Annotated in this window: 24 protein-coding genes and 1 pseudogene; 21 read left to right on the top strand and 4 right to left on the bottom strand. The window is 37.9% G+C overall.

The features are described 5' to 3' along the window. Positions 1-108 precede the first annotated feature (108 nt). The 5 genes from IE199_RS09365 to IE199_RS09385 all read left to right on the top strand — a co-directional run bounded on the left by IE199_RS09365 (position 109) and on the right by IE199_RS09385 (position 7935). The gene (locus tag IE199_RS09365) at positions 109-2403 is read left to right on the top strand and encodes a TonB-dependent receptor domain-containing protein (RefSeq protein WP_189769647.1); all 2295 of its coding nucleotides are present in this window, start codon (positions 109-111) and stop codon (positions 2401-2403) included. A 72-nt stretch (positions 2404-2475) separates the two neighbouring features. Further along, positions 2476-3594, top strand: a complete 1119-nt coding sequence (locus IE199_RS09370) for an alkaline phosphatase family protein (RefSeq protein WP_189769649.1) — start codon at positions 2476-2478, stop codon at positions 3592-3594. After that, the gene (locus IE199_RS09375; protein ID WP_189769651.1) at positions 3594-4625 is read left to right on the top strand and encodes an alkaline phosphatase D family protein; all 1032 of its coding nucleotides are present in this window, start codon (positions 3594-3596) and stop codon (positions 4623-4625) included. Before IE199_RS09370 ends, IE199_RS09375 begins: the two co-directional genes overlap by 1 nt. A 148-nt stretch (positions 4626-4773) precedes the next feature. Beyond that, positions 4774-5955 (top strand): cystathionine beta-lyase, encoded by a 1182-nt coding sequence (locus IE199_RS09380; protein WP_229854638.1) that lies wholly within the window; start codon positions 4774-4776, stop codon positions 5953-5955. A 132-nt stretch (positions 5956-6087) separates the two neighbouring features. Next, positions 6088-7935, top strand: a complete 1848-nt coding sequence (locus IE199_RS09385) for a DUF885 domain-containing protein (RefSeq protein ID WP_373304800.1) — start codon at positions 6088-6090, stop codon at positions 7933-7935. Positions 7936-8008: 73 nt separating this feature from the next. Here IE199_RS09385 and IE199_RS09390 read toward each other — a convergent pair whose 3' ends face one another. Continuing rightward, positions 8009-8974 carry an integron integrase gene (locus IE199_RS09390; RefSeq protein WP_189769657.1) on the bottom strand — a complete coding sequence of 322 codons (966 nt, stop codon included), beginning with the start codon at positions 8972-8974 and terminating at the stop codon, positions 8009-8011. Positions 8975-9207: 233 nt separating this feature from the next. On the opposite strand from IE199_RS09390, the gene IE199_RS09395 reads away from it, so the two are divergent. The 10 genes and pseudogenes from IE199_RS09395 (at position 9208) to IE199_RS09440 (ending at position 16358) form a co-directional block, all read left to right on the top strand. Then, complete coding sequence (locus IE199_RS09395; RefSeq protein WP_189769659.1) at positions 9208-9432, top strand: hypothetical protein; 225 nt, start codon at positions 9208-9210, stop codon at positions 9430-9432. Between the two features lie 111 nt (positions 9433-9543). Beyond that, the gene (locus IE199_RS09400; protein ID WP_189769661.1) at positions 9544-9828 is read left to right on the top strand and encodes a hypothetical protein; all 285 of its coding nucleotides are present in this window, start codon (positions 9544-9546) and stop codon (positions 9826-9828) included. Between the two features lie 135 nt (positions 9829-9963). After that, positions 9964-10668 (top strand): hypothetical protein, encoded by a 705-nt coding sequence (locus IE199_RS09405; RefSeq protein ID WP_189769663.1) that lies wholly within the window; start codon positions 9964-9966, stop codon positions 10666-10668. A gap of 100 nt (positions 10669-10768) precedes the next feature. After that, positions 10769-11077, top strand: coding sequence for a hypothetical protein (locus IE199_RS09410; protein ID WP_189769665.1), 309 nt, complete (start codon positions 10769-10771; stop codon positions 11075-11077). 89 nt (positions 11078-11166) lie between these two features. Next, positions 11167-12140, top strand: a pseudogene (locus IE199_RS09415) (transposase). Positions 12141-12465: 325 nt separating this feature from the next. After that, positions 12466-13665: a beta-propeller fold lactonase family protein gene (locus IE199_RS09420; protein ID WP_189769671.1), complete on the top strand. Its 1200-nt coding sequence runs from the start codon at positions 12466-12468 to the stop codon at positions 13663-13665. A gap of 277 nt (positions 13666-13942) precedes the next feature. Continuing rightward, positions 13943-14257, top strand: coding sequence for a hypothetical protein (locus IE199_RS09425; RefSeq protein ID WP_189769673.1), 315 nt, complete (start codon positions 13943-13945; stop codon positions 14255-14257). A gap of 178 nt (positions 14258-14435) precedes the next feature. After that, complete coding sequence (locus IE199_RS09430) at positions 14436-15320, top strand: hypothetical protein (protein ID WP_189769675.1); 885 nt, start codon at positions 14436-14438, stop codon at positions 15318-15320. Positions 15321-15444: 124 nt separating this feature from the next. Next, positions 15445-15720: a hypothetical protein gene (locus IE199_RS09435; RefSeq protein WP_189769676.1), complete on the top strand. Its 276-nt coding sequence runs from the start codon at positions 15445-15447 to the stop codon at positions 15718-15720. Between the two features lie 44 nt (positions 15721-15764). Continuing rightward, on the top strand, positions 15765-16358 hold the full coding sequence (locus tag IE199_RS09440; protein WP_189769678.1) for a CBS domain-containing protein: 594 nt from the start codon (positions 15765-15767) through the stop codon (positions 16356-16358). 93 nt (positions 16359-16451) lie between these two features. Here IE199_RS09440 and IE199_RS09445 read toward each other — a convergent pair whose 3' ends face one another. Beyond that, on the bottom strand, positions 16452-17837 hold the full coding sequence (locus IE199_RS09445; protein ID WP_189769680.1) for an FG-GAP repeat domain-containing protein: 1386 nt from the start codon (positions 17835-17837) through the stop codon (positions 16452-16454). Positions 17838-18067: 230 nt separating this feature from the next. Here IE199_RS09445 and IE199_RS09450 point away from each other — a divergent pair, with 230 nt between their 5' ends. The 3 genes from IE199_RS09450 (at position 18068) to IE199_RS09460 (ending at position 20872) form a co-directional block, all read left to right on the top strand. Further along, positions 18068-18304 (top strand): helix-hairpin-helix domain-containing protein, encoded by a 237-nt coding sequence (locus IE199_RS09450; protein ID WP_189769682.1) that lies wholly within the window; start codon positions 18068-18070, stop codon positions 18302-18304. A gap of 153 nt (positions 18305-18457) precedes the next feature. Continuing rightward, complete coding sequence (locus IE199_RS09455) at positions 18458-19066, top strand: MarC family protein (protein ID WP_189769684.1); 609 nt, start codon at positions 18458-18460, stop codon at positions 19064-19066. Positions 19067-19321: 255 nt separating this feature from the next. Beyond that, positions 19322-20872: a bifunctional GNAT family N-acetyltransferase/carbon-nitrogen hydrolase family protein gene (locus IE199_RS09460; RefSeq protein WP_189769686.1), complete on the top strand. Its 1551-nt coding sequence runs from the start codon at positions 19322-19324 to the stop codon at positions 20870-20872. Positions 20873-20918: 46 nt separating this feature from the next. Here the strand turns inward: IE199_RS09460 and IE199_RS09465 are convergent, their stop codons facing one another. After that, on the bottom strand, positions 20919-21464 hold the full coding sequence (locus tag IE199_RS09465; RefSeq protein WP_189769687.1) for an outer membrane beta-barrel protein: 546 nt from the start codon (positions 21462-21464) through the stop codon (positions 20919-20921). Positions 21465-21653: 189 nt separating this feature from the next. On the opposite strand from IE199_RS09465, the gene IE199_RS09470 reads away from it, so the two are divergent. Both IE199_RS09470 and IE199_RS09475 read left to right on the top strand, forming a co-directional pair. Further along, positions 21654-22526 (top strand): discoidin domain-containing protein, encoded by an 873-nt coding sequence (locus IE199_RS09470; RefSeq protein WP_189769688.1) that lies wholly within the window; start codon positions 21654-21656, stop codon positions 22524-22526. Between the two features lie 98 nt (positions 22527-22624). Beyond that, the gene (locus IE199_RS09475; RefSeq protein WP_189769689.1) at positions 22625-23089 is read left to right on the top strand and encodes a GNAT family N-acetyltransferase; all 465 of its coding nucleotides are present in this window, start codon (positions 22625-22627) and stop codon (positions 23087-23089) included. On the opposite strand, the gene IE199_RS09480 is transcribed toward IE199_RS09475, so the two are convergent. Then, positions 23081-24127 carry a M14 family metallopeptidase gene (locus IE199_RS09480; RefSeq protein ID WP_189769690.1) on the bottom strand — a complete coding sequence of 349 codons (1047 nt, stop codon included), beginning with the start codon at positions 24125-24127 and terminating at the stop codon, positions 23081-23083. The genes IE199_RS09475 and IE199_RS09480 overlap by 9 nt on opposite strands. Positions 24128-24387: 260 nt before the next feature. On the opposite strand from IE199_RS09480, the gene IE199_RS09485 reads away from it, so the two are divergent. Beyond that, positions 24388-25323 carry an AAA family ATPase gene (locus tag IE199_RS09485; protein WP_189769691.1) on the top strand — a complete coding sequence of 312 codons (936 nt, stop codon included), beginning with the start codon at positions 24388-24390 and terminating at the stop codon, positions 25321-25323.

The following is a 25323-nucleotide window of genomic DNA, read 5'->3' on the forward strand; positions in this document are numbered from 1 at the left end:
TTAATTGAACGTTCAATTAAAAATAACAAATCTGTAACAAACACACTTTACACTGCTCGCCGATTCAAAACGATAACACTAAAAACACAATATTTAGGTGGGTAAACCATGTCTCTCAAAACAACAACAAAATCAACGTTAGCTATTGCTATTTCATTAGCATTAACGCCATTGGCTTATGCTGACGATACAACAAAAGAAGAAAAGCAAATTGAAGAAGTCGCCGTTATTGCAAAGAAACTTTCTTATGCAAATAACACGGTAGATCAAAACATGATCGACCAACAAGCACCAATGACTAGCGTGTTAGCCATTATGGATAACTTACCTGGCATTAACATTAATGAAGGTGACGCATTTGGTGGTGACGATTGGTCTACATCAATAACCATGCGTGGTTTTGCTATTGACGGTCAGCAACAACAATTAGGTATGACGGTCGATGGTATTCCAAACGGTGGTTCAAACTACGGTGGTGGAGCAAAAGCTAACCGTTATTTAGATACTGACAATGTGCAAACAATAGAAGTTGGCCAAGGTACATCAGACATTTCATCTGCTTCGTTAGATGCTCTAGGTGGTACGTTTAACTTTGTGAGTAAAGATCCTGAAATGCAGGAAAGCACTACAATTTCATATACGACAGGTTCACATGACGCTCAGCGCTATTTTGCACGTTACGAAACTGGTGAAATATTAAAAAATACCTTTGCTTACATTAGCTATTCTGATTCATCAAATAGCCGTTGGGTAGGTAAAGGCTCTAATGGTGGTGCGAAAAAGCAACACGCTGAAATGAAGTTTGTGTCTACTCAAGGTGATTTAAATATTACTGGTCGTATTTCATACGATGACGTAGCAGAAGATAACTACAACAGCGTAACGGTTGAACAATTTAACGCAACGTCTGATTGGGATCATTTAACATGGAACTGGACTGGTATTCCTCATTTTGACCAAATGTTTGCTGAAGGCTGGTCAACACTTCGCGAAAATACCTTAGGTTATTTGAAATTTGAATATGCGATGTCTGACGTGACAACGTTTGAAGTTACACCTTATTACCACAAAAACAAAGGCCGTGGTGACTGGATCCCTCCTTACATCATGCACCCAGTAGATGCTAACGGCAACTTAACCGATAAAGGCGGCGAAGCGGAATTCAGATATGGTTTTACCGATCAAAATGGTAACCCATTAATGCCTGCTGAAGGTTGTACCGCAAATTACAGCTGGCCTTGGAATTCAGGTCCAGGTTTACATGCTGCATGTTATGACCGTGATGCCATTCCAGTGATGTCATACCGCCATACACACTATGCCAAAGAGCGCACAGGTTTTACTGCTAAAGCACAAACAACGTTCGATAACCACGACTTGGTAGCTGGTATTTGGATGGAAACATCAGAGCGTGATGAACACCGTGATTGGCATAAAGTAATAGATGCACGTGTCTATCACCATTTTGATGCAAAACCATACTGGACACAGTACGAACTAACTTTTGACCAAGAAACAGTTAAATGGTACTTACAAGACACCATTACATTTGACGATCTAACGGTTAATTTAGGTGTTCAGCAATACCTAGTTGATGTTGAAAAAGATGACCACTACGACTCGTCTAAAGACGTGAAAGTAGACAGTGATTCTGACGTATTGTTTAGCGGTGGTGTGCAATATCAGCTATCGCCATCAACTGAAATATTTGCTGGTTACAGTGAAAACTTCTCGGCAATTAAAGATGGTGTTTTAGAGCGTGACGCGTCTACAGTGACTGAGATAGAGCCAGAAACTGCTGACAACATCGACTTTGGTGTACGTTATTTTGGTGAAGACTTAAGCTTAACAGCAACCTTCTATAAGATTGAATTTAACAACCGTCTTCGCTTTGTTTCACCAGGCAGCAGTGATGCTGACGGTATCGATTATGCAATTGGTACTAACGGTTCATACATTAACGAAGGTGGCATTGACTCTGATGGTCTTGAAATAGGCGCCACTTACAAAGTTAATAACAACTGGGAGCTGTACGCTTCTTTCACTAAAAACAACTCTGAATACAACGATAATATTGGCGACATTAAAAAAGGCCAAACTGTTATCGACTCTGTAGAAGATATGTGGGTTGTTTCAGCTAATTATTTTGACGGTGGATTACGCTTTGGTGCATCAACTAAATATACAGGTGAGCGCGGCGAAGCTGATGATTTTATTGTGACTGACATGAACTTAGGTTATACCGTGGAGTTTACTGGTAATGGCGTTAAGTCTGTCGATTTAGCTTTAGTTGTAAATAACTTGTTTGACGAAGAGTATTTATCTTCAGGTGATGGTCGTGGTAATACGTATTACATTGGCGCACCTCGCACAACAACGTTTACTGTTAACGTAAACTTTTAATGTTAATGGAAGGTGGCAGTTGCTGCCTTCCGTTTGTTTTCCTTGCAGTATTTAAAAAGGTAATAAATAACAATGAAAAAACTCACCTTAACCACTTTATTATTAACCTCAACGTTTAGCATGGCACAAGAACGTAATTTAGTTTTAGTGACCATAGATGGCTTACGTTGGCAGGAAGTATTCCAAGGAAAACAACAAGATTTATTAGACGATAAAAATTTCACCCATCATAAAAATGGCTTACTAAAAACCATTGAATCGCAAACAACAAATCAAGCAAAAGAAACGTTAATGCCATTTGTTTGGTCAACGATTGCAAAAAATGGCACCTTAGTGGGTGATAGAAACCAAGCATCAAATATGTCAGTGGCTAATCAATGGCATTTTTCTTACCCAGGTTACAGCGAAATTTTTACTGGTGTAACCAACCCAACTCTTGATTCAAATGCCAAAAAACTCAACCCTGAAACCAGTTTTTTAGAGTGGCTTAAAAACAACAAAGGTTATAAAAATACCGCAGCCTTTGGCAGTTGGGATGTATTTCCCTATATTTTAAATGCCCAGCGCAGTGGCTTATATGTAAACGCTGGTTTTGATTCAGCACCGGCAAAATACCACAGTGACGCGGTTACCTTGTTAAATGAATTACAGCAGGAAATTCCAAGTCCGTGGCACAACGTTCGTTTAGACAGTTTTACCCACCGATTTGCTATTGATTACATCAAAGAAAACAAACCACGTGTTGTGTCGATCTCCTATGGTGAAACTGATGACTTTGCCCATGATGGACGCTACGACAACTATCTTAATGCCGCTCACCGAACCGACGCCTTTATCGCAGATTTATGGCAAACCTTGCAATCGATGGAGCAGTACAAAAACAATACAAACTTACTTATAGTGACCGATCACGGCCGAGGTCAAACGGCAAAAGACTGGCAGCATCATGCGTCTAAACAAGCGGTGCAAGCCTATATGAAAGGTTTAAAAGAACATAAAGAAGGTGTTATTGGCTCTGCACATATTTGGTTTGCTGCCCTTGGACCTGACATTAAACCACAGGGCGTACTTAAAACATCTCAAGAGCTCTATCAAAAACAAGTGGCGGCCACTGCTTTAACTTTATTAGATGAAAACGTATCTGAATTTAACCCTAAAGCTGGCAAGCCAATGTTAGAGGTGATCAAATAATGAAAAAAACATTACTTGCTGGTTTAGTTGCCACCTTAAGCTTTAATACCTTGGCCATAGACAAAATTTATTTTGGCTCTTGTGGCAAACAATACAAAGAGATGCCAATTTTTAATGCGATAGCTAAAGATAACCCTGATTTATTTATCTTTTTAGGTGATAACATTTACGGTGACACCGAAGACATGCAAGAGTTAGCCGATAAATATCAAACATTGGCCAACCACTCAGGCTTTAAAAAGCTAAAAGCAACCGCTGAATTGATCGCTATTTGGGACGACCATGATTACGGTGAAAACGATGCGGGTAAAGAATATCCACAAAAAGAAGCTTCTAAAAAAATCATGTTAGATTTTTGGCAAGAGCCAAAAGACTCACCGCGTTATCAACGTGATGGCATTTATACCAGCTATATGTACGGCAACAAAAATCAAGAAGTGCAAGTAATTCTGCCTGATCTTCGTTGGAATAGAGATGAGCTGCATCAAGTTTCGAAGCTCGATTATGTTGCTAAACGAGCACCTATTAATATGGGGCCATACAAGGTATCACCCGATGCTAAGGCGTCCATGTTAGGTGAAAAACAATGGCAATGGTTGGAACAAGAGCTGCTTAAACCTGCAAAAATAAAAATTATTGGTTCAAGTTTACAATTGCTACCAGAGTTTACCGGTTGGGAGTCTTGGGCAAACTTTCCAAATGACAGAAAGCGCTTACTTAACTTTATTGAAAAGCACGCTATCTCAGGCGTTATCATCATTAGTGGAGATACCCATTGGGGAGAAACCTCATACGTTAAAAATGGTAAAGGTTATGGCCTTTGGGAAATTACCAGTTCAGGGTTAAGTGAAAAATGGAAAGATGTTAGCCCTAATGAACATAGAGTAGGTGCATTTACGCATGACGTTAACTATGGCTTTATTGAAATAGACTGGCAACAGGCAGATCCACTTATTGAAATTGGCTTAAAAGACGTTAACGGAACGGTATTTAGTCAACAATCCTTTCGACTTTCCTCCTTACAACCGTAAGCGCAGGGTTTTGCCTGAGTTGTTATAACTCAGGCTTTTTTTATTCACTTATTAACAATTTAACCTGAGCAAACGCGCTTTTTTTATGTTATAACCTGTTTCATATTGGTTTTGGATGGCTAGACAGCCAAAATAGGTTAGGGTGAGTATGAAAAAACAAACCAAAATTGTAAACGCAGGGCGCGATAGTAAATGGACACGAGGCGTTGTTAACCCACCAGTTGAGCGAGCATCAACGGTTGTATTCAATTCTGTTAAAGAAATGAAACACGCGACAGCAAATCGTGGTAATCAAGTATTGTTTTACGGTCGTCGTGGTACCTCTACATCGTTCGCCTTTCAAGATGCAATGACCGATCTAGAGGGGGGAGCAGGTTGCGCACTTTATCCTTCTGGAACCGCCGCTATAACTAATGCCATATTGGCTTTTGTTGAAACAGGTGACCATTTATTGATGGTGGATACCGCCTATGAGCCAACACGTGATTTTTGCGACAAAGTATTAACGCGCATTGGTGTAGAAACTACCTATTACGATCCTTTGATCGGCAAAGACATTAAATCACTGATCAAACCTAATACTAAGGTTATTTTTCTAGAATCTCCCGGTTCAAATTCAATGGAAGTGCAAGATGTGCCGGGTATAGCTGAGGTTGCTCATCAACATAACTGTATTGTGATGTTAGATAACACATGGGCTGCGGGCGTTTTGTTTGACCCGTTTAAACATGGCGTTGATATTTCAATTCAAGCGGCAACCAAATACATTGTTGGCCACTCAGACGTTATGTTAGGTACGGCTGTAGCAAATGAAAAGTATTGGGAACAACTGCGTGAAAACAGTTACTTAATGGGGCAATGTACGTCACCTGACGACTTATACTTGGCTATGCGTGGTATTAGGACACTTGGTGTTAGATTAAAACAGCATGAAGAAAATGCGCTCAAAGTAGCAAACTGGTTGAAAACACGTGAAGAAGTTGACGTGATTTTACATCCCGCGTTTGAGTCTTGCCCGGGGCATGAGATCTTTAAACGTGATTTTACTGGCTCAAACGGATTATTTTCCTTTGTGCTTAACCGTGGAGATCAAGCGTCACTAAATGCCTTACTAGATGGTATGCACCATTTTAAAATGGGTTATTCATGGGGCGGATTTGAAAGCTTAATTTTAGGTAATACCAATACTGGCAGGTTGCGCACCGCCACCAAGTGGCCTTATGAAAATCCACTTATTCGTTTGCATATTGGATTAGAAGATGCTGATGATTTAATTGAAGATTTAGCCAACGGCTTAGATCGATTAAACACACATTTACAAAATAGATAACCCTGAATATTAAAACTTTGCATACAAGGGCGCACAATGCGCCTTTGTCATTTATACTTGCCAACGAATAATAAATATAAACACCCGGCTTAGGGCAATTCATTAACCAAATAAAATGATAAGAAGACTATGATCAAAAAATCAATAATAGCGACAGCCGTGGTTTCGGCTTTACTGTTCACCGCGTGTAGCTCAACGTCAAATACTCAAAGCAATGCAGAGCGACAAGCACAAACAACGGTTACCCAATCAAGTGTTGTTGAAGCGTCAAAACAAGCCAATGCTTTTTTTGATGAGATTTATAAAGCAGGGGTCATGCGAAACCCTGTGTTTCAAACATACTTAGGTATTAAAACCGACTACGACAAGTGGAATGATTTATCGGAAGAAAATACCGCCAAAGAACTTGCTATTTCAAAAGCAAATTTAGCAAAACTTAAAGCAATCGACCCAAATACACTAGATGCTCAAACGCGTATTAGTCGCACTTTATATATTCAAAGCATTGAAAATAGTATCGCCGATCATAAATGGCGTTTTCACAGCTACCCAGTTAATCAAATGTTTGGTACTCACTCTCAAATACCAGCATTTTTAATTAACCAACATGCAATAACTAACGAAAAAGAAGCGCGCGATTACATTAGCCGTGTAAAAGGGGCTGAAAAGCTACTAAACCAATTGGTTGAGCAGTTAAAACTACGCGAACAGCGCGGCATTATTGCACCAAAATTTGTATTCCCGCATGTTATTCGCGACTCAAAAAACATCATTACTGGCGCACCGTTTGACCAAGGTGAAGACAGCACCATTTTAGCTGACTTCACCCGCAAAGTTTCAGCATTAGAAATTGATCAAGCGGCCAAAACAGCGTTAATTAATGAAGTAAAAGTGGCGTTAAACAATCACCTAAAACCGGGTTATGAATCGTTGGTTACTTACTTAACGGCATTAGAAACTAAGGCCGATACTAAAGATGGTGCATGGAAGTTCCCTGAAGGTGAAGCATTCTTCAACAATGCATTAAAACGCACAACAACCACTGATTTAACTGCAGATCAAATTCACGACATTGGCCTAAAAGAAGTTGCCCGTATTCACGATGAGATGCGAGTGATCAAAGAAAAGGTTGGGTTTAAAGGTGATTTACCTGCTTTTATGCAATTTATGCGCAGCGACAAGCAGTTTTATTACCCGAATACCCCAGAAGGAAAGCAACGCTACTTAGACGAAGCAGTCGCCTTAATTAACGATATGGAAGGGCGTTTAGACAGCTTGTTTATTACTAAACCTAAAGCGCGTTTAAAAGTAAAAGCGGTAGAAGCGTTCCGTGAAAAGTCAGCAGGTAAAGCGTTTTATCAACAACCAGCGCCAGATGGTTCACGCCCAGGCATTTACTACGCCAACCTTTATGACATGGAAGCAATGCCAACTTATCAAATGGCTGCACTTGCCTATCACGAAGGTATTCCAGGTCATCATATGCAAATTGCCATTAAACAAGAGCTTGAAAATATGCCAATGTTCCGCAAATTTGGCGGTTATACGGCCTATTCTGAAGGTTGGGGCTTATATTCAGAACTTATTCCTAAAGAAATTGGCTTGTACCAAGACCCATATTCTGACTTTGGTCGTTTAGCAATGGAGTTATGGCGAGCGTGTCGATTAGTTGTTGATACTGGTATTCACGCGAAAAAGTGGACTCGCCAACAAGGAATCGATTACTACGTGAACAACACGCCAAATGCAAAATCGGACGCGGTTAAAATGGTTGAACGCCATGTTGTAATGCCGTCACAAGCAACCGCATATAAAATTGGTATGTTAAAAATTGTTGAACTGCGCGAACAAGCTAAACAAGCGCTTGGTGACAAATATGATATTCGTGAATTCCATGACGTGGTGCTAAAAAATGGTGCCGTGCCACTTAATGTATTGGAAGACTTCGTTAACGAATACATTGCTAGTAAAAAAGCTTAATTAGCCTTTAAGTAATAGAAAAGCCGTGAAAATTCGCGGCTTTTTTTATGGCTTTTATTTAGCGTGTTTTTTATTAACTAAGATCTGACAACGGGCTTCTTACACCATTGGCACCATGTTCTATCACATGTGTGTAAATCTGCGTTGTGCGCACATCGGTGTGGCCAAGTTGTTCTTGTACGGTACGAATATCTGCGCCGCGTTGTAATAAGTGAGTTGCAAACGAATGACGTAAAGTGTGGCAGGTAATACGCTTATTCAGTTGTAATGAGTTACTCGCTTTGTGAATGGCTTTACGCAAAACAGTTTCATGTAAATGATGCCGTCTCACCTTATTCACCTCAGGGTCAATACTTAAACGCGTAGCAGGAAACAAATAATGCCAGTTAAATTCTTTAGGGGCATTTGGGTATTTACGAGCTAAGGCAAAAGGTAGATAAACGCCATGATAACTAGGATTTCTAATATCTCGCTGAAATAAACAATTAGCCAATTTAATTTGTTCTTTTAATGAATAAAACAACTCTTTAGCTAATGTAGTTCTGCGATGTTTACCGCCTTTACCATGCCAAACTTGTATACTGCAATAATTAAAATCAATGTCTTGAATACGTAATCTAACTACTTCCATTAACCGCAACCCACTAGCATACATGAGTTGGCATGCTAATCTGTTTTGTACAGGAATTGCTTCAAGTAATAGCTTAACCTCACTTTTAGTTAACACAGTTGGTAGGTTAGGCTGAACTCTACATTTGTTAAACTGTAAATCACAAGACAGAGGTTGATTAAAGTAGTCCTTATACAGATAGGAAAGTGCATTTAAAGCTAACGATTGAGTTCTTGGCGCTACATTTTTAACATTTGATAAATAGTTTAAGAAAAACTCGACCTCTGCATTATGACAGCTTAGCGGGTGGCGCTTGTTGTTAAAGTTTATAAAATACTTGATCCAATACAAGTAGCTTTCAATAGTTCTTTTGGCATAACGCCTAGTCCACATATGTTCTTTTAGTGAAGATAAAAATGGGGAGTTCATTGTGACCAAATTCCTTTTTGGTTGTGCTGTATAGATATACAGTTTAGCATTTGTCTCGCTTTCTACAAGAAATAGAGACTAGATCTCGCTTTCTCCGTGGAAAGCGAGACACAAAAGAAATAAGTCGTTGAAAATTATAAATATCAGGGATACTATTTAAACAAATGTTTTAAGGTTTAAATCTGGTGAAAGAGAGACTTAAGCCTACTAATAAGCTGTTATAAGGATTGGAAGTGTTTTTAAGTCGACCGACTAAATTCGAAATCAAACACTCAGGAAGAGGTGGTGTCATTAATTGTCAGTTTAAAAAATTATCATGTAAATTTAATATAGAAATGGCTGCCGAAGGTAATTTTATTATATTTACGGGTAACGACTCTAAATATGCTGATTTAAGAATTGAGCTGCGCAAATACCTAGATTCTAGCGGCAGAAGTGGCTGGTGGATTGCCGAGTAATATCCTTATAACAAGCGCATTAATGAATGGACGTCTTACGCTTGGCTGACGCTCATTCTTCGCTAATTTTTGCCAAGCTAATCCGCCCATTATGCGGGCGTTAGGTGAATCATGGAATCGGTTAAGCTCGAATTTAAAAGTCGAAAGCAGAAAAGAGTAGTTTGTACTGTTTTGTTTATGTTTTTTTGGCTTCCAGCGCTTGTAATTCAGCTTTATTCTGATCAAACGTATTTACTTGGAATTCGAGCTGATATTGTGGCACTAGCACTACAAACAGTCGGTTTTATATTTATTTTGCTTAGCCTTAAGTACTCTAAATGTCCATCTTGTAATGAAAATGCAGGCAATGGCTGGAATGTTACAGAGTGCAATAAGTGTGGTGTAAAATTCACCTAACAAGGCAAATCAAAAAGTGCGGACAAAAAACAGTTGGCTTTGTTCGTGCCTCACAAATTTTAGCCAACTATTTTTAGCCGTTTATTTGCGGCGTTATATTTTCCTCGAGATGAACGTAGCCTTGAATAAATCCATATGAAACAACAGTTAGACTCCAAATTATTTAATGGTGATAAAGTTGAAATTTCTTTTGAATCATTTCTATTTGATACTAATGTAAATATTTACCATGAAGATAAGTGGATTAGAGAAGTCGCTAGTAATTCCCTTGTGTATGACTTTAAATTGACAAATGGAACTCCTATCAAGCTCATAATCGATGAAGTACACGATGGTAAAGTAAAAATTATAGTGAATGACTCCATTACCCATATATCGAGACACACTAAAGAAGAAAAACAAAAATTTAAAACCTATTCGATTTTTGGGGGTAGCCTTCTATTTTTTTATTTCTTTCTTAACGCTGTATTTATCGGCTTTCCGGAAACCAATGAGTTGAGGGTAAGAGAAGGCCAAGTGATAGGCTTTGACGCAGAAGGAGGAGGTAAACATAAGACTGATTTAGTATTACTATCCAACAAACTATATAAGACAAAGCTTATTGCACCATCAAGTAATCTTAAAATAGGAGATCAAATTAAAGTTAAAGGAAAATATAATGCTAATTATGGGGCGTATAAAGTTTATGAATTACATTTAAATGGCAAAACCAAGAAGACGTTAGCAGCTAGTTTTGTATCGTATTATGTTTTCGATGTGTTCGGTTCACTCTTATTGTCTATTGTTCTATTATGCTGGGGAGTTGAGCGAAAAAGAAAATATAACAAGCCATTGCAGTGATAGGACTTTTAACAGTTGGCTTAACCTCACTGCGTTCGTTATTTTAGCCAACGATTAAAAGCCCCTGAATGGGGCGTTATACACCTAAGGAAAGTTTGGCATGAAGCTAACCATTATTTCATTAATCACATTGTTTTTACTCGGCTGTGCTGCGGCAGGTGTTCCATATACAAACGATCCTATGACTAAACTAAATTATGCATATCAATTAATGGGAACGCAGGGGCGAGGATTAGCGGCTGAAAAGCTTGGATTAGAGGCTCTGTCTGATTTTGAAAAATCAAAAAATGTTTATGGTGTGGCTGAAGCCCATACTTTCTTGGGGTTATTTTATAAAAATAAAAGTTATCGCGAGCACAAAGACTTTTATATAAAACACAATGAATATGATCCTACTGCATCAAAATAATAAATAAACTGGACACCCAAAGTTAATTTGTAAAATACCAAAGATTGTCTAGTCTTTGAGTCATTGTAAAATTATCGCAAGGACGCGAGATGACCATAGCCAGAAACCGCCAAGTTTGTTTGGCAGCCACGCCTTATTATCATTGTATATCCCGTTGTGTTCGCCGTGCCTTTTTATGTGGTAAAGACGCCTATACGGGAAAAAGCTATGAACACCGACGGCAATGGGTGGAGAAGAAGCTATTTCAGCTTGCAGAAGTTTTTGCTATTGAAGTTTGTGCATATACCGTGATGAGCAACCACGTACATTTGGTGCTATTTGTAAATGAAGAGCAAGCAAAAAATTGGTCAATGGATGACGTGTTAACGCGTTGGCATCAATTGTTTAAAGGCACATTGTTAACCCAAAATACATGCGTGGAGAGACCTTACTCGAATCGATGTTAGATATTGTAAAAGCAACCACTGAAGTATACCGGAAACGATTAATGGATATCAGTTGGCTTATTAGGTTGTTAAATGAAACCATTGCACGGCAAGCGAATCGAGAAGATAACTGCAAAGGACGCTTTTGGGAAGGGCGCTTTAGCTCTCAAGCGTTATTGGATGAAAAAGCGCTTGCTGCATGTATGGCTTATGTTGACTTAAACCCTGTAAGAGCCAAAGTAGCGAAAACGCCAGAAACCTCAGACTTCACCAGTATAAAACAACGTATTAAAGCGGCTTTAACAGGCAGACAGCCTAAACAGTTGAAACCTTTTGTCGGTAATCCAAGAAGGAACATGCCCTTGGGGTTACCTTTTGTTTTGACCGAATATATTGAATTGGTTGAACTGACTGGCCGCTGTATGAGAGAAGATAAAAAAGGCCACATTTCACAGAATCAACCAACATTGCTGACACGACTCAATATCAGTGCACAGAACTGGGCAATACTCACGCAACAGTTTACTCGATGTTTTAAAGGGGCTGTAGGTGATGTGGATAGCTTGACTGATTATTGTCATCATCAACATCGTAAACGAAGGGGCAATTTTGCTAATTGTGAAAAGTTGTTAGCGTAAACGTATTTGGTGGTCCTAACGATTTTCATTTTCTTTTTATATGGTGAGCCTAGCGATATTAATTATCCTGAAGGACATCATATATATTTCTCTTTATAAAGCTAAACTACACCCGACAGGAGTCGATTGAATACATTTGCACATAGACGCCTTTAGAAAGGTTCGATTAAGCTAAGTAAATTTGTACCAAAAATGCTATGCAACATATATTCTTTCTCATGTATTTAAAGTGGGTGTCCAGATACTACCGTTACTAAACTTAGCTCGTTTTTATTTAAGTAAAACATGATATAAAGATACAAAAATTACCTTGGGTAGAATTTTAATGTCGATAACAATGCGGCTTTTATGTTGTTTATCTATTTTATTGTTTCAAAGTACTGCCATTGCAAACACTGCGGATAACTTGCAACTTATTCAACTGCTAAAGGACGATAGCAATAATATTGATGGTTTAGGAAATCCAAGAAGGATAGAAGTCTCATCTGATAATCAAAAAGTATATATCACTAGTGGTGATGATAATGCTTTTGCCGTTTTTAATGCAGATAACAACTTTCGATTAACCTTGGGCAAGGTATTTAAAAATTCGACTGGGGGTATCTCTGGTCTAGAAGGGGCGTCTGGCGTTGTTGTACTAGAAAAAACTAAGCAAGTTGTGGTAACAGGTTTTTATGATGGGGCGTTAACTCGATTTACTGATAAACATAACGGATTCAATTTTACAGAAGTGGTAAGCGACGGCTTGAGTTATGAAGAAGTATTTGATAGTGACAAGTCGGTAGCCAAATTAGACCATTTAGGAATACTAGGAGCATGGGATGTTGTTAAAACTAATGACGAACAACAACTCTTTGTTGCCGGTTATATGAGTAATGCGGTTGCCATCTTTGACATCCAAAAAGATGGCTCCATGGTCTTTAATAAAAAACTAACAGTAGCCAATCCTTTAAAAAGCAATTTAGGGAAGCCTATTAGTTTAGCTTTATCGCCTGATCAAACAGCATTGTATGTGCTAGGATTTGACGAAAATCAACTAACCGTTTTTGCTCGAGATAACAAAGGAAGTTTAACGGCAAAACAAGTGATAATTGACGACGTTAACGGCGTTAAGCAATTTGTTAATCCTCAAAGTATTGTTGTATCTCCGGATGGAAAATTTTTGTATATTGCTTGCGCGGGAACTAGCTCCTTGGTTGTTTTTCAAAAGCTAGCTAACGGCACACTAGAATTTTTACAATCAATTACTAATAAAAGCATTGATGACATCGGCTTAGCGGGTGCCAGTACTCTAGCAATTGATCCGCTTGGTACGACAATTTATGCCGCTGGAGAGTCGGGTCACGGCCTATATATATTTGATGTTGGTGCAGATGGAAAGCTTAGTTTTGACAGTAAAATGACACATGTAGCGGGAACTGAGTTAAAAACAATATCTTCAATTACTATTACTCCTAATAACAAACACTTATTGGTAGCAACTGGTAAAGAAAATTCTCTATTCGTTTTTAAAATTAATCAATAGTCTATGTAATAGGTAAATAACCTGGACACCCACAGTTAATTTTTTAAAGGGTGTCCAGATAAAGTTCAGATCAAGATAAGGACTCTTATTAAGGGTGTCCAGATAAAGTCAATTTAAGGGTGTCCAGATAAAGTCAATAATTTTAGGTTTTTTTGATGTTAATCAATGTGATGAAGCTAGGAATTATTGTGTGTTTTGCTCAATTACGGTATCGTCGTAGCTCACTAATTGTTATATAACGCATAGCTAATCATAGGTTTGTTGGTAGTTTTTATTAATGAAAAATTTAGCCGGATATTGGTACAGTTTTGTTGTCCTTATTGTTGTCATTTTTGCTTTATGTGATGCGTTTGTTGACTACACATATACTGGTTGGAATAACGCACAGTTAATAGAAAAAATTGGCATACCGTTAGTTTTTATCACTTTTGTCGGTTTTTGGTTAATGATGTTAGAAGACTTTATGACCCATGACGACACCAAACCTCGTTTTGTTATCGGCCTAAGTTTGTTTTTTTTACATTGGATCGCCATTTTGATTTACTTTTGGGCGGTTGTGCATCCACGAAAAACTGCAAAAAGTGTGCTCTAGTTAAATAAACTACACCCTCGCAAGTTCATGCTGTTCTATTTTTTTGTGTAAAGTTGATGCCGAGTTAATTGTTAAGGCAATTGGTTGACTATACTCAATTTAAAGCAAGTACTTTTGTTGGAGTTTTAAGACAAAATGCTAATTGGGAACCTGTGTTTTGGTTAGTACTGTGTATAGAATGATCAGTTCATTTAAGCACATTTTAGTGAATGCGATTGTTCGCGCTAGCTATTTGTATATCCTAGTTAGTTTTTTCGTTTTTTACTCAACAGATGCTTTTGCCAATATCGTTATCGAAAGAAGTGGCTACAAAAGCTATGTCGCATTTTTAAAAGATCGCGACCCTCTCACTATTACCGAATTTTCCGGTTCAAACACGCCAAGATCTGTTATTGAACTCATACTGTTACAGCAAGCATTACATCTAGGTGGTTACGACAAACCGTTAAAATTTGAATTTGCGCCAAACTACGCGAGAATACTAAGACATGTTGCTCAAGGTACCTATGCTTTGTCGGGCAGCACAGCATGGAAACATGACTTAGAAAATGACGCCAAATCTTATTACATTTCGCAAGAAATAATTAAGTCCGGTATGTTTGAAGCTGGCTTATACACCACGTTTGACAAAGCTAATCAATTAACAGAAGAGGATTTACCAAATTTAACTGCTGTAAGCAGCCGGTTTTGGGTCGCAGACTGGAGAGCATTGAGCCAGCTGCCTTTAAAGGCTTTGTACGACGTGCCTTCATGGTCGTCTATGTTAGACATGGTACTGTCAAATCGTATTGACTTTCTACTACAGCCATTTAACGGCTCAGAAGATTTAACCGTCGTTTCTAAGGGGACTAGATTAGCGCCAATTAAAAATATTAAATTGATATTAGTTGGCACACGCCATTTTTATGTATCGAAAAATCATCCGGAGGGCGAAGCGATTTATAAAGCACTAGAAAAAGGCTTAACTCAATTAAAACAACAAAATAGAATTGAAAAAGCGTTTAAACAATCTGGATTTATTAATGAGAAAGTCGCAGATTGGAAGACGCTAAATCCGCAGTAATAACGTCAAACATCGCTTTTATTTGCAATTTGTTACTTTTGACTTTTGTTTAACAACTAAAAAGTATTTGAAAAACCTTGGAACTGCTCATACATTTAAAGTAAGCAGTTGAAGAGTTGATCGTATGCAGGTAGTTCGGTTTTTACTAGTAACAATTATTTTTAGTTTATTGACGGTGTCTACCGCCAGTACAGCTAATGATAACCTGGCGATTTCTCTTTCTCCTATTGCAGTCGATCAAGATAACAGCAATACAAACCTTGATTTAGATGACTGTATCATCACTACACATAGTACTGGCATAGAAGGCCAGTCAAGTGAGCCTATTGAATTAACGCTCACCACGCGTCTAACTTTTAAATTAACTACATCTATTAGAGCACCTCCTTCAATCAGTTAATTCGTTTAAAACCGTTTTTAACAATTTGAAACTAGAGGTGATTTATGAACACTAATGCAACTTTAAATACACAGCCTTTGAAGGCTTTTATACGCGATGAAAATCGTTTAGATGTATCTGAATACAAAAACTTAGACCAAGCTCCAGCTCACCAAATGATGCACAATCTTTTATTGTTCCCTATGCAAAATATCGATGAAAGCAGCAGTATAGATGAAGCTAACTTAGTGTTGAGCAAAACCTTAAGACGAGCCAGTTTTGTTGTTGATAAAAAAAGCCAAATTATTGGCATGATTTCAACCGCACGATTAGGTAGCCGCTACATGATTAGTATCGCAGAAAAACGAGGTTGTGCTAGAGCCGATCTTAGTGTTACCGATGTAATGATCCCAATTAAAGACATGTTACAGGTTTCTTTAAAACAAGTAATGCAAAGTGACGTGGGCACCGTAGTGCGAACAATGGAGAAAACTGGCGCTGAATTCTTGATTGTTGTTGATGACATAACAAGTATGCAAGTGGGTTATTTTGATCTAATCGATTTAGCCAAAGTATATGGCAAGCCATTAAATACAATAAAACCAGCAAATAATTTTAGAGATATAGTTGGCACGCTGTTACATCATAACGAAATGTAATACCGGGTGAAAAGTAGAGAGGTTATAAAAAAGAAGCGTCTTGATGACGCTTTTTTTGTTAGAGCAATTGCAACTTTATAGATAGACCAAACGCTAATTCAATACGGTTTTGATCGAACTGTTGCCGTTTTTATCTTTAAACCTAAATACAAAGTCTTGTTTTCCATCATTATTAACATCAACTAACTTAATGTCGTTGGCGCTTTCTGGTAGCGTATGTTTAATTTTCTTAGCCTTTTTCTCTAACAGGGTTGTCTCGTTACCATAGTATATTTTTAATGTTTTACTGCCTGTTTTAAAAATGGCGTCTTGTTTGCCATCACCATTTACATCGCCGGTGTAGTAAGTTAATGCCATATCTTCACCATCCATATTTAATTCCATTTCAACTTCTTGCTCAGAATCTGGAGCACTGTTAAAAGTGCCATCAGCAAGTTGTCTATGGAAAGAAATTTCAACATCTACTTCTGCACTTCCATTGCCTAAAGCCATTGACGTTAATGTGCCAAAACCAAAATCGATAAAAGACTTTTGCAGATCTTTTTTACCGTCTCCGTTGAAGTCATGCTTAAACGCTAATTGAGTAGCACCACTTGCTTTAGGTAAGTTTTGAGGTGATTGAGAAAACTTACCACCTGGCTCTCCCCAATAAATCTGATAAGTAATTTCTGCATCTAAAGCGTCAAAGCCGCTAAGAATAGGCGAGTACTGCGTAACTAAATCGAGCATTCCGTCGTCATTGATATCTTGTAGTAAGGCAATTTTACGTTTTGCCTTTTCTTGTTCAAACTTACCTAACTTTACTGGGATATCTAGCGAAGTAGGGCTTGGTGAAAACCCTTGTTTAGTGGCGTAAAGAATATTGATTTCTTCATTATTTTGAAAGATTAAGTCGTACAGACCGTCTTGGTTAACATCAAAAACCTCAGGTACAAGCGTTAAATCAATGTTAATGGTTAAATTACCGTCATTAAAACTACCAGAGTAATTTGGAGAGGTATCAAACTTGTGTTCGGTGAATGTCTTATCTGGATTTTGTAGATAGATTGAAGAATGAGTGAGATCCGGCAATAGGATATCACTCAAACCATCTTTATTAATATCGCTAACAAACTTTATCTTTTGAAACTTACTTGGTTCTATTTTTGATAACAACGAATTGATCGGAAGAAGTTTTTCTGAAGTTGTTTTGCCAACGGCAAAAATGCCGTCTTTAGTCATAACAATGGCTGTGACTGATTCACTGTTAGCCAATTTCCCATAATCAAAGCCATAAGCTTCTTCTGGTACTACTAAGGAAGCAAATTGGTTGGTCGCTAAATTGAGTTCAGCTAAGGTTCGATCTTTATCATGATAGGCAAACATAATAGGGCTGTCTGTTTCTACCAATGGAGAGTTTGTTTTAATAGGGATATCGGTTGACGCTAATACAGTGAATGACACACTTGTAGCTAATAATGTTAAGACTGGAGCCTTCATTTTAATCCTTTAATTGTAGTTTTTTGAATTATGAGTATGACAAGCCTAGTCTGAAGCAATTCAATATTATTACTAAAATTTTCTTTATCTAACAAAGGCCAAGTTAATTAGATTAAAAAGCCATTCAAGTTGGCTTTTACCGTAATAAATTGATAACTATTTTAGCTTGTTTAAATTGCTGCAATAAGGTTACATTTCAGATATTAATTAGTCTTGAAAAAGGAGCTTTTATGCACTTTTCTACATTGGAGAAGGAGCAGCTTTTGTCGGTAAAAGGCGTTGGACCTACGGTGGTAAAACGTTTTGAAGAAATTGGTATTTGCTCGTTTCGCGATTTAGCCAAATACGAAGTTAACGATATTGCTGAAATGGTTGCCTCTATGCTGAGAACAACATGTTGGAAGAACAGTCCTCAAGCAAAAGCAGCGATAAAAGCGGCAATAGATTGTGCAAAAACCAATAGTTGAGTGAAGTTACACAAATAAAAGTCAGTTTAAAAAAAGCTAAAAGTAGCAGTTCAATGCTCTGTACCTTTTATTTTTAGTACACCATTGTCTTTAGTAAATAGTTTATAAATTTAAAATTACTTTATCTGATACTGTTCAGGTTATAGAGGTAGAATGATAGATTTTCTGGCGGTGTTTATCGTCTTTTTTGCAGTAATTGATCCTATCGGAACTGTGCCCGTTTTTATTGCGGTTACCAGAGGATATGATGTTAAAGCTAAACGTAAAATCGCACTAATTTCTAGCGGTGTCGCTGCGCTTATTTTACTGTTTTTTGTCATCGCAGGTGAATTGATATTAACGCATCTCGCTATACCTTTGTCTGCGTTTCAAATTTCTGGCGGTATCATTTTATTCTTGTTTGCATTATCGATGATTTTTGGTGAGAGTAAACCAGAAGAGGAAACCAAGCTGGTTGAGAAATACCATGAAACTGCAATTTTTCCGCTTGCTGTGCCCTCAATTGCTGGGCCTGGTGCGATGTTAGCTGCGGTGCTAATGACAGAAAACGCCAAACTGGATTTATGGCAACAGGCTCAAACGGCAGGGGTGATGTTAGGTGTTGTGTTTTTAGCCTTTTTGTTGATGTTAATGGCTGGAGGTATTCATCGTATTATCGGTAATGCAGGTGCCAGCGTGATAAGCCGCGTTATGGGGTTAATTTTAGCGGCAGCTGCTACTTCGAATACATTGGCAGGCATTACCGCATATTTTAATTTGTAATGGTGTAATACTTTTCAAATAAACAAAACAGTTATTCTGACCTAGCATATGATAATACTTGCTAAGTATACATACTCAATAGATACTCAAGGTCGAACTAGGTTTTATCTCGGCCTTAGTTTCTAAAGGGATTAGAACGACTATCTGCTGGTAATATTTAGTATAACCTCAATGCATAATTAGCTGTAAATTGCACAGTAGCTAACGTTTATTCCATATCCATTGTTGTTTTTTCTTTTTTCAAGGATCTTATAAATGACAACAGACTATGACAAAGAAACATCAGAGCATTTACTTAATCTTAGAAATTTAACCGTCAATGATTATGACGATCTCAAACATGTCATGGATACTTTATATCCTGACATGGGCGGAGCTTGGCCAAAAGATAAATTTTTAGCGCAACTACAAGTGTTTCCTGAAGGTCAGATATGTATAGAAGATCACGGTAAAGTGGTCGCAGCGGCATTTTCATTGGTTGTTGATTACGATAAATTTGGCGATCAACACACTTATGATGAAATATCTGGTAATGCCTATTTAACAACGCATGACCCCAGTGGTGACGTGTTATACGGGATTGAAGTTGTGGTTCTGCCTGATTACCAAGGAATGCGCTTAGGGCGACGTTTGTATGAAGCAAGAAAAGAGCTGTGCCGAAACCTTAATTTAAAGTCGATAGTAGCTGGTGGCAGGATCCCAAACTATCAAAATTATGCCAACACCATGTCGCCACAACAGTATATTGAACAGGTACGAAAAAGGCTTATTTTTGATCCTATATTAACTTTCCAATTGTCGAACGACTTTGAAGTAAAGCGTGTTTTAAAAGACTATTTACCGGAAGACCAAGAATCTAAAGGTTATGCTACTTTGTTAGAGTGGACAAACCTGTATTATGAGAAAAAGCAATCACCACTTTTTGGCGCAGTAAAAACCCATGCTCGTATTGGCTGTGTTCAGTGGCAAATGAGGCGCTTAAAATCGGTAGAAGAGTTGATCCAACAAGTAGAGTTCTTTATCGATGCATTATCTGACTATCAATGTGATTTAGCACTGTTACCCGAGTTTTTTAACGCACCTTTGATGGGGCTGGAAGATCATAAAACGTCATTAGATGCGATAAAAGCACTCGCGCTTTTTTCCGACGAAATTATCGAAAATATTTCCAAACTAGCGGTTAGCTATAACATTAATATCATTGCGGGATCACTCCCAGTGATTAAAGAAGGGCAGCTTTATAATGTGTCTTATTTATGTCGTCGCGACGGTACAATGGAGACACAATTTAAAATCCATCCAACGCCACATGAAAAACGAGCTTGGATAATGCAAGGTGGTGATCAGGTACAAGTATTTGATACTGACTTTGGCAAAATTGGCATTTTGATTTGTTATGATGTGGAGTTTCCAGAATTGTCACGTTTGCAAAATGAAAAGGGCATGCAAATGTTACTAGTGCCATTTTGGACAGATACAAAAAATGCTTATTTACGTGTTAGATGTTGTGCACAAGCTCGAGCCATTGAAAATGAATGTTATGTGGTAATCGCCGGAAGTGTAGGTAATCTGCCAAAGGTTGAGTCAGCAGATATTCAGTATGCACAGTCAGCGGTGTTTTCACCCTCCGATTTTTCATTTCCACATGACGCTATCATGGCGGAGTCAACACCCAATACCGAAATGACCATCATAGTTGATTTAGATTTAACTAAGTTGGAAAAACTGCGCTATGAAGGTTCGGTGCAAAATTATGTTGATAGGCGCAGAGATCTTTACCAAATTAATTGGCTTAAAAAGTCGTAATTTATTTTTACTGGGGTGAAGCGCTATGCGTTCACCCCAGTAAATGTTAAAACTGATAGCCAATAGTGGCGTAAAGATTAGTGATGCTTTTATCAATAAGCTCGTACGAGCCAACTTGAGCACCAAAAATCCAGTTATTGCTTAAGGACATTTGCCAGCCAGCTTTTAAATGATAACTGCCTTCGTTTTTATTGTTGGTTTGTCTAAAAATTCCTGACTCATCAATAAAATCAACGTCAGCGTTTAGATAACCTGCGGCGATAAATAATTCATGACGTTTGTTTATTGGATAAAAATATCCAATAGTTAAACTATAAGCATCATGATCTTCAATACTTACTTTGTCATCTTCCGAATTGATGTTGAATACATTGAGTGACCCCGATGCCATATAGCTTAAATCAACTTTGATATTATTTGTGACAGTGTACCTAGCACCAATTAATGAGGCTAAGCCATCTGAGTCGCTACTAGAGCCTAAATAAATACCGGCTCCTCCATACAATTCAATTGTTTTATTGGTGTATTCAGTCGCCAATGTGTTTGCCGTTACTCCTAGGCTTAACATGACACCAGTAATCCATACTTTCATTCGTTCATTTGCTCCGTGTTATAAAGTCCATAAATTTTATATCTTGGATATGAATTTTTCGTTATCGCATTTATTAATAAGTGTAAGATTTTGTTGAATATAGCTCTGTTGATAGCTGTCAGAATTTTGTCGTAAATGTTGGCACTCATCTTGATTGGGCATAGTGACTTTATTTTATGGATGTTTACTATGTACAAAAAAGCGCTTGTATCACTCATGTTATTTCCCAGCTTAGCTTTTGCGGATGTTGCCGAGTACAAAGGGAAGGTAACCGATATTCTCCTTGGCAAATCTCAAGTTATTAAAGTAGGTGTTGCAGTTGATGAAGCAAACCCGCTACTTTGTCAAAAAAATGAAAATGAACCTTGGTTGTTATCATTCGAACGTGGTCAAGACTATTCCACCGAATGGTTCGATTTATTGAATTTAGTAAGACGTACTCAAGAAACGGTTCGCATTGGTTATGTAGAAAATAGTAATAGCATTTGTAGTATCGAATATTTGGCGTTATTAAAGGGTGATGGTAACGCTGACGATGACGATCAAATTAGTGACTCTTTAGTACGTACTGGTCAATACGGTAACGTTGCTCAAATTTATACCAATGGTTTAACCGAGTCGAATTATCACGCGAGCAGCTATTACAGTGGTGATGTGCCAGCAGCAGCTTTTGATGGTTATGTATTTAATGACCAAATTGTTGACGGTGAAGGTGCACAAATTAGTCGCGGAATATGGTTAGTTAAGAAAGACTTAGACAACAAAGAAACCGAATACTGGTTGCAAGTAGAATTTGAACAAGCAATTGATATTTCGGGCTTTAGAGTTATGGTTAATGCAAAATCTGCTGAATTAGGGCGTGGTCCTCGTCATGTCACTGTACTTACGTCAATGGATGGTGAAGACTTTGAAGATGTAGGGCAATATTCATTGAGTCAATCTATTGACCAAAGAGCTAACTTGCCAACTAAAATAGAAGCCAAAGTGTTTAGACTGAAAGTCAATTCGAACCATGGTGATAAATACATTGAGATTGATGAGTTAGAAGTTTACTCAGACTAAATCAATGTAATAAGATTTAGAAGGTGAACATTTATAAAGAGTGTTCACCTTTTTTGTTGCTAGATTTTAGGTATGTTTGATTAAACAGATAAAGACGTATGTTATTAACCATTGAAAAAGATGATTTGCTAGATGGCCAAATCATTGAGTTATTAAAAGATCATTTAAAAGACATGTATGCAACCTCACCAGCTGAGAGTGTGCATGCACTAAAAATTGACGAGTTAAAACAGCCTGATATTCAATTTTGGGCAGCAAAAGTTAATCATCAAGTGGTTGGCTGTATTGCGTTAAAATATCAAAACAAACACTATGCTGAAATTAAATCAATGCGCACAGTGCCGGCTAAACGTGGTTTTGGTGTAGCACAAAAACTGCTCAATACGGTTATTGAACATGCTAAAGAAAACCATTTACAACATTTAAAACTTGAAACCGGCACACAAGATTTTTTCTTGCCTGCTCGAACCCTGTATTTCAAAAATGGTTTTGTCGAGACGCAGCCATTTGCTCAGTATAAATTAGATAAACACAGTACTTTTATGACTCTTGCGCTAGATTGAGTCAGTTGACGGCATATTGACGACAAAAAATAAGCAATCTTTTGTCGCAATCTCAATATTGGTTGTCGCCATAAATATACGTAAATGTGTGGCACAAACTAACTGATTTTCTCTGGTTGTGAAAAAGTCGTTTATGACATTTGCGCCCGCCTCGTTAATAAGTTCAAGGTTATCTAGTCCTTGTTCATCTAACCAGCCAAACATTTGGCCTTTTCTTGCACTGCCAAAATTAAATTGTTCGATCTTATTTGACAGGGTAACACCACTGTTGCCTTCATCTTGGTCAGCGTATGTTAGTTCGACATGACTTTTTAGTTTCATGCGCAGTGGTTTATAGACAATATCTACAGGATTTTTCTGCTGATATAAATCTAAATCCGGACAGTCTGCTAACGCTTTAATGCCTTGAAAAGCAACAGTATGCGCTTGTTCATCTTTTGCGCCACCACATTCGATTGTTACTGTCGGACAATCAAAGTTTTGCTCTGTTAACGTACCTAAAGACAGGCTAGATAAAATAATAGTATCGCAAAAGAAGGAGGCTAAGCTTAAACACCTAGTTGAAATTAATGTTGATACGGCAAAGGCTGGAGCAGAGCCTGACGCATTGTGTAGGTCGACAACAGCTTCAGGTTTCACATCGGCAATTGCTTTAGCAATTAAATTTGCTCGCTTAAAGTAACCGTGATCAAGGTGACTGCCAAAACAACGATTTATATCTAAGCCATTGGTAAGATATCGACGGCTTAGTCTCGGACTTGCGTTTGCAGCCTCTACAGAAACAATAATGATCCTTATATTGGTTTCTGGTGTTGGCAGTTCACTGTCTTGTGTCAACCAACGGTGAATAGCGATTAACCCGGAAGGTTCGTTTCCATGCAACAACGTGGTAATTACACGAGTTTTATGTGTGTTTATTCCGGTGATATCAATGATTGTTGGTACATCTAAAGACAACAAAAATTGTTGAAAATCAGCTTTTAAGGTTATCGAATCTGGATTTTTTAAATATTCAATATCTGTAAAATCAATGTCCATTTTTTAAGTCCGATGTTTAGATTAACAAATGCAGTTGTGAACAACCGAGGACATGATAAAAGAAACTTCTTGTTAAAATATTGAGGTTAATCAAGTGTCGAATAACTTTGTCAATAAAACTTGATCAATACAATGAGGAAAAAACAGCCAAATAATGGCTGTTTTGCTATGTATCAGCAATTAAAAAGGAAAATTATCGTTGCAGCTCAATAACATCCTCATCTATGCTGTAGATATCTCATCTAAAAAACGAGTAACAAATGCAGCAAGTTACTGAGAAAATAATTGAACAAATTGAACAGGTCGTTATTGGAAAACACCAGCAAGTCAAACTGGCGTTAGCTTGTATATTAGCAAAAGGGCATTTACTTATTGAAGATTTGCCTGGCATGGGAAAAACAACTTTAGCACATGTACTCGCCAGCACGTTGGGCCTTTCTTATCAACGTGTGCAATTTACCAGTGATTTATTGCCAGCTGATGTTATAGGTGTGTCTATTTTTAATCAAAATGAGCATTCATTTACTTTTCACCAAGGTCCTCTGTTTAATCAAGTTGTTTTAGCGGATGAAATCAACAGGGCAAGCCCTAAAACGCAAAGTGCATTATTAGAAGCGATGGAAGAGCATAGAGTGAGTGTTGATGGGCAAACTTATTCGTTACCCGACCCATTTTTTGTTATTGCAACCCAAAACCCTATGTTTCATGCCGGTACTTATCCTTTGCCAGAGTCGCAACTTGACCGTTTTATGATGAAAATTTCACTTGGTTTTCCCGATAGAGTGGCGGAACGCAAGATATTACAAAACGATAGCAATAACGCGATGTTTGAACGCATTTCTGCTTGTATTGATACTGATACGTTAAAAAGTATGCAACAGCAGAGTTCGCAGGTTTTTGTTTCAGACTCCTTACTCGATTACGTTATTGCTTTATGCGAAAAATCTCGTCTTGGGGAGTTACAAGTTAACCCATTATCACCAAGAGCAGGTAAAGCTATTGTGGCAGCTGCTAAATCGTGGGCTTTTATTCATCAGCGCGATCATGTACAACCTGACGATGTTAAATCGGTCTTTAGCGCTGTTTGTGAGCATCGATTGCTCGGCTCTAGACATGTTGGCGCAGTGGATTATCAACACGCGGGGCTTTCTAGCAAAATATTAGAACAAGTCGTTAGTCACGATCCGTTTAATTAA

This window comes from Thalassotalea marina, assembly GCF_014656435.1.
GTDB lineage: Bacteria > Pseudomonadota > Gammaproteobacteria > Enterobacterales > Alteromonadaceae > Thalassotalea_C > Thalassotalea_C marina.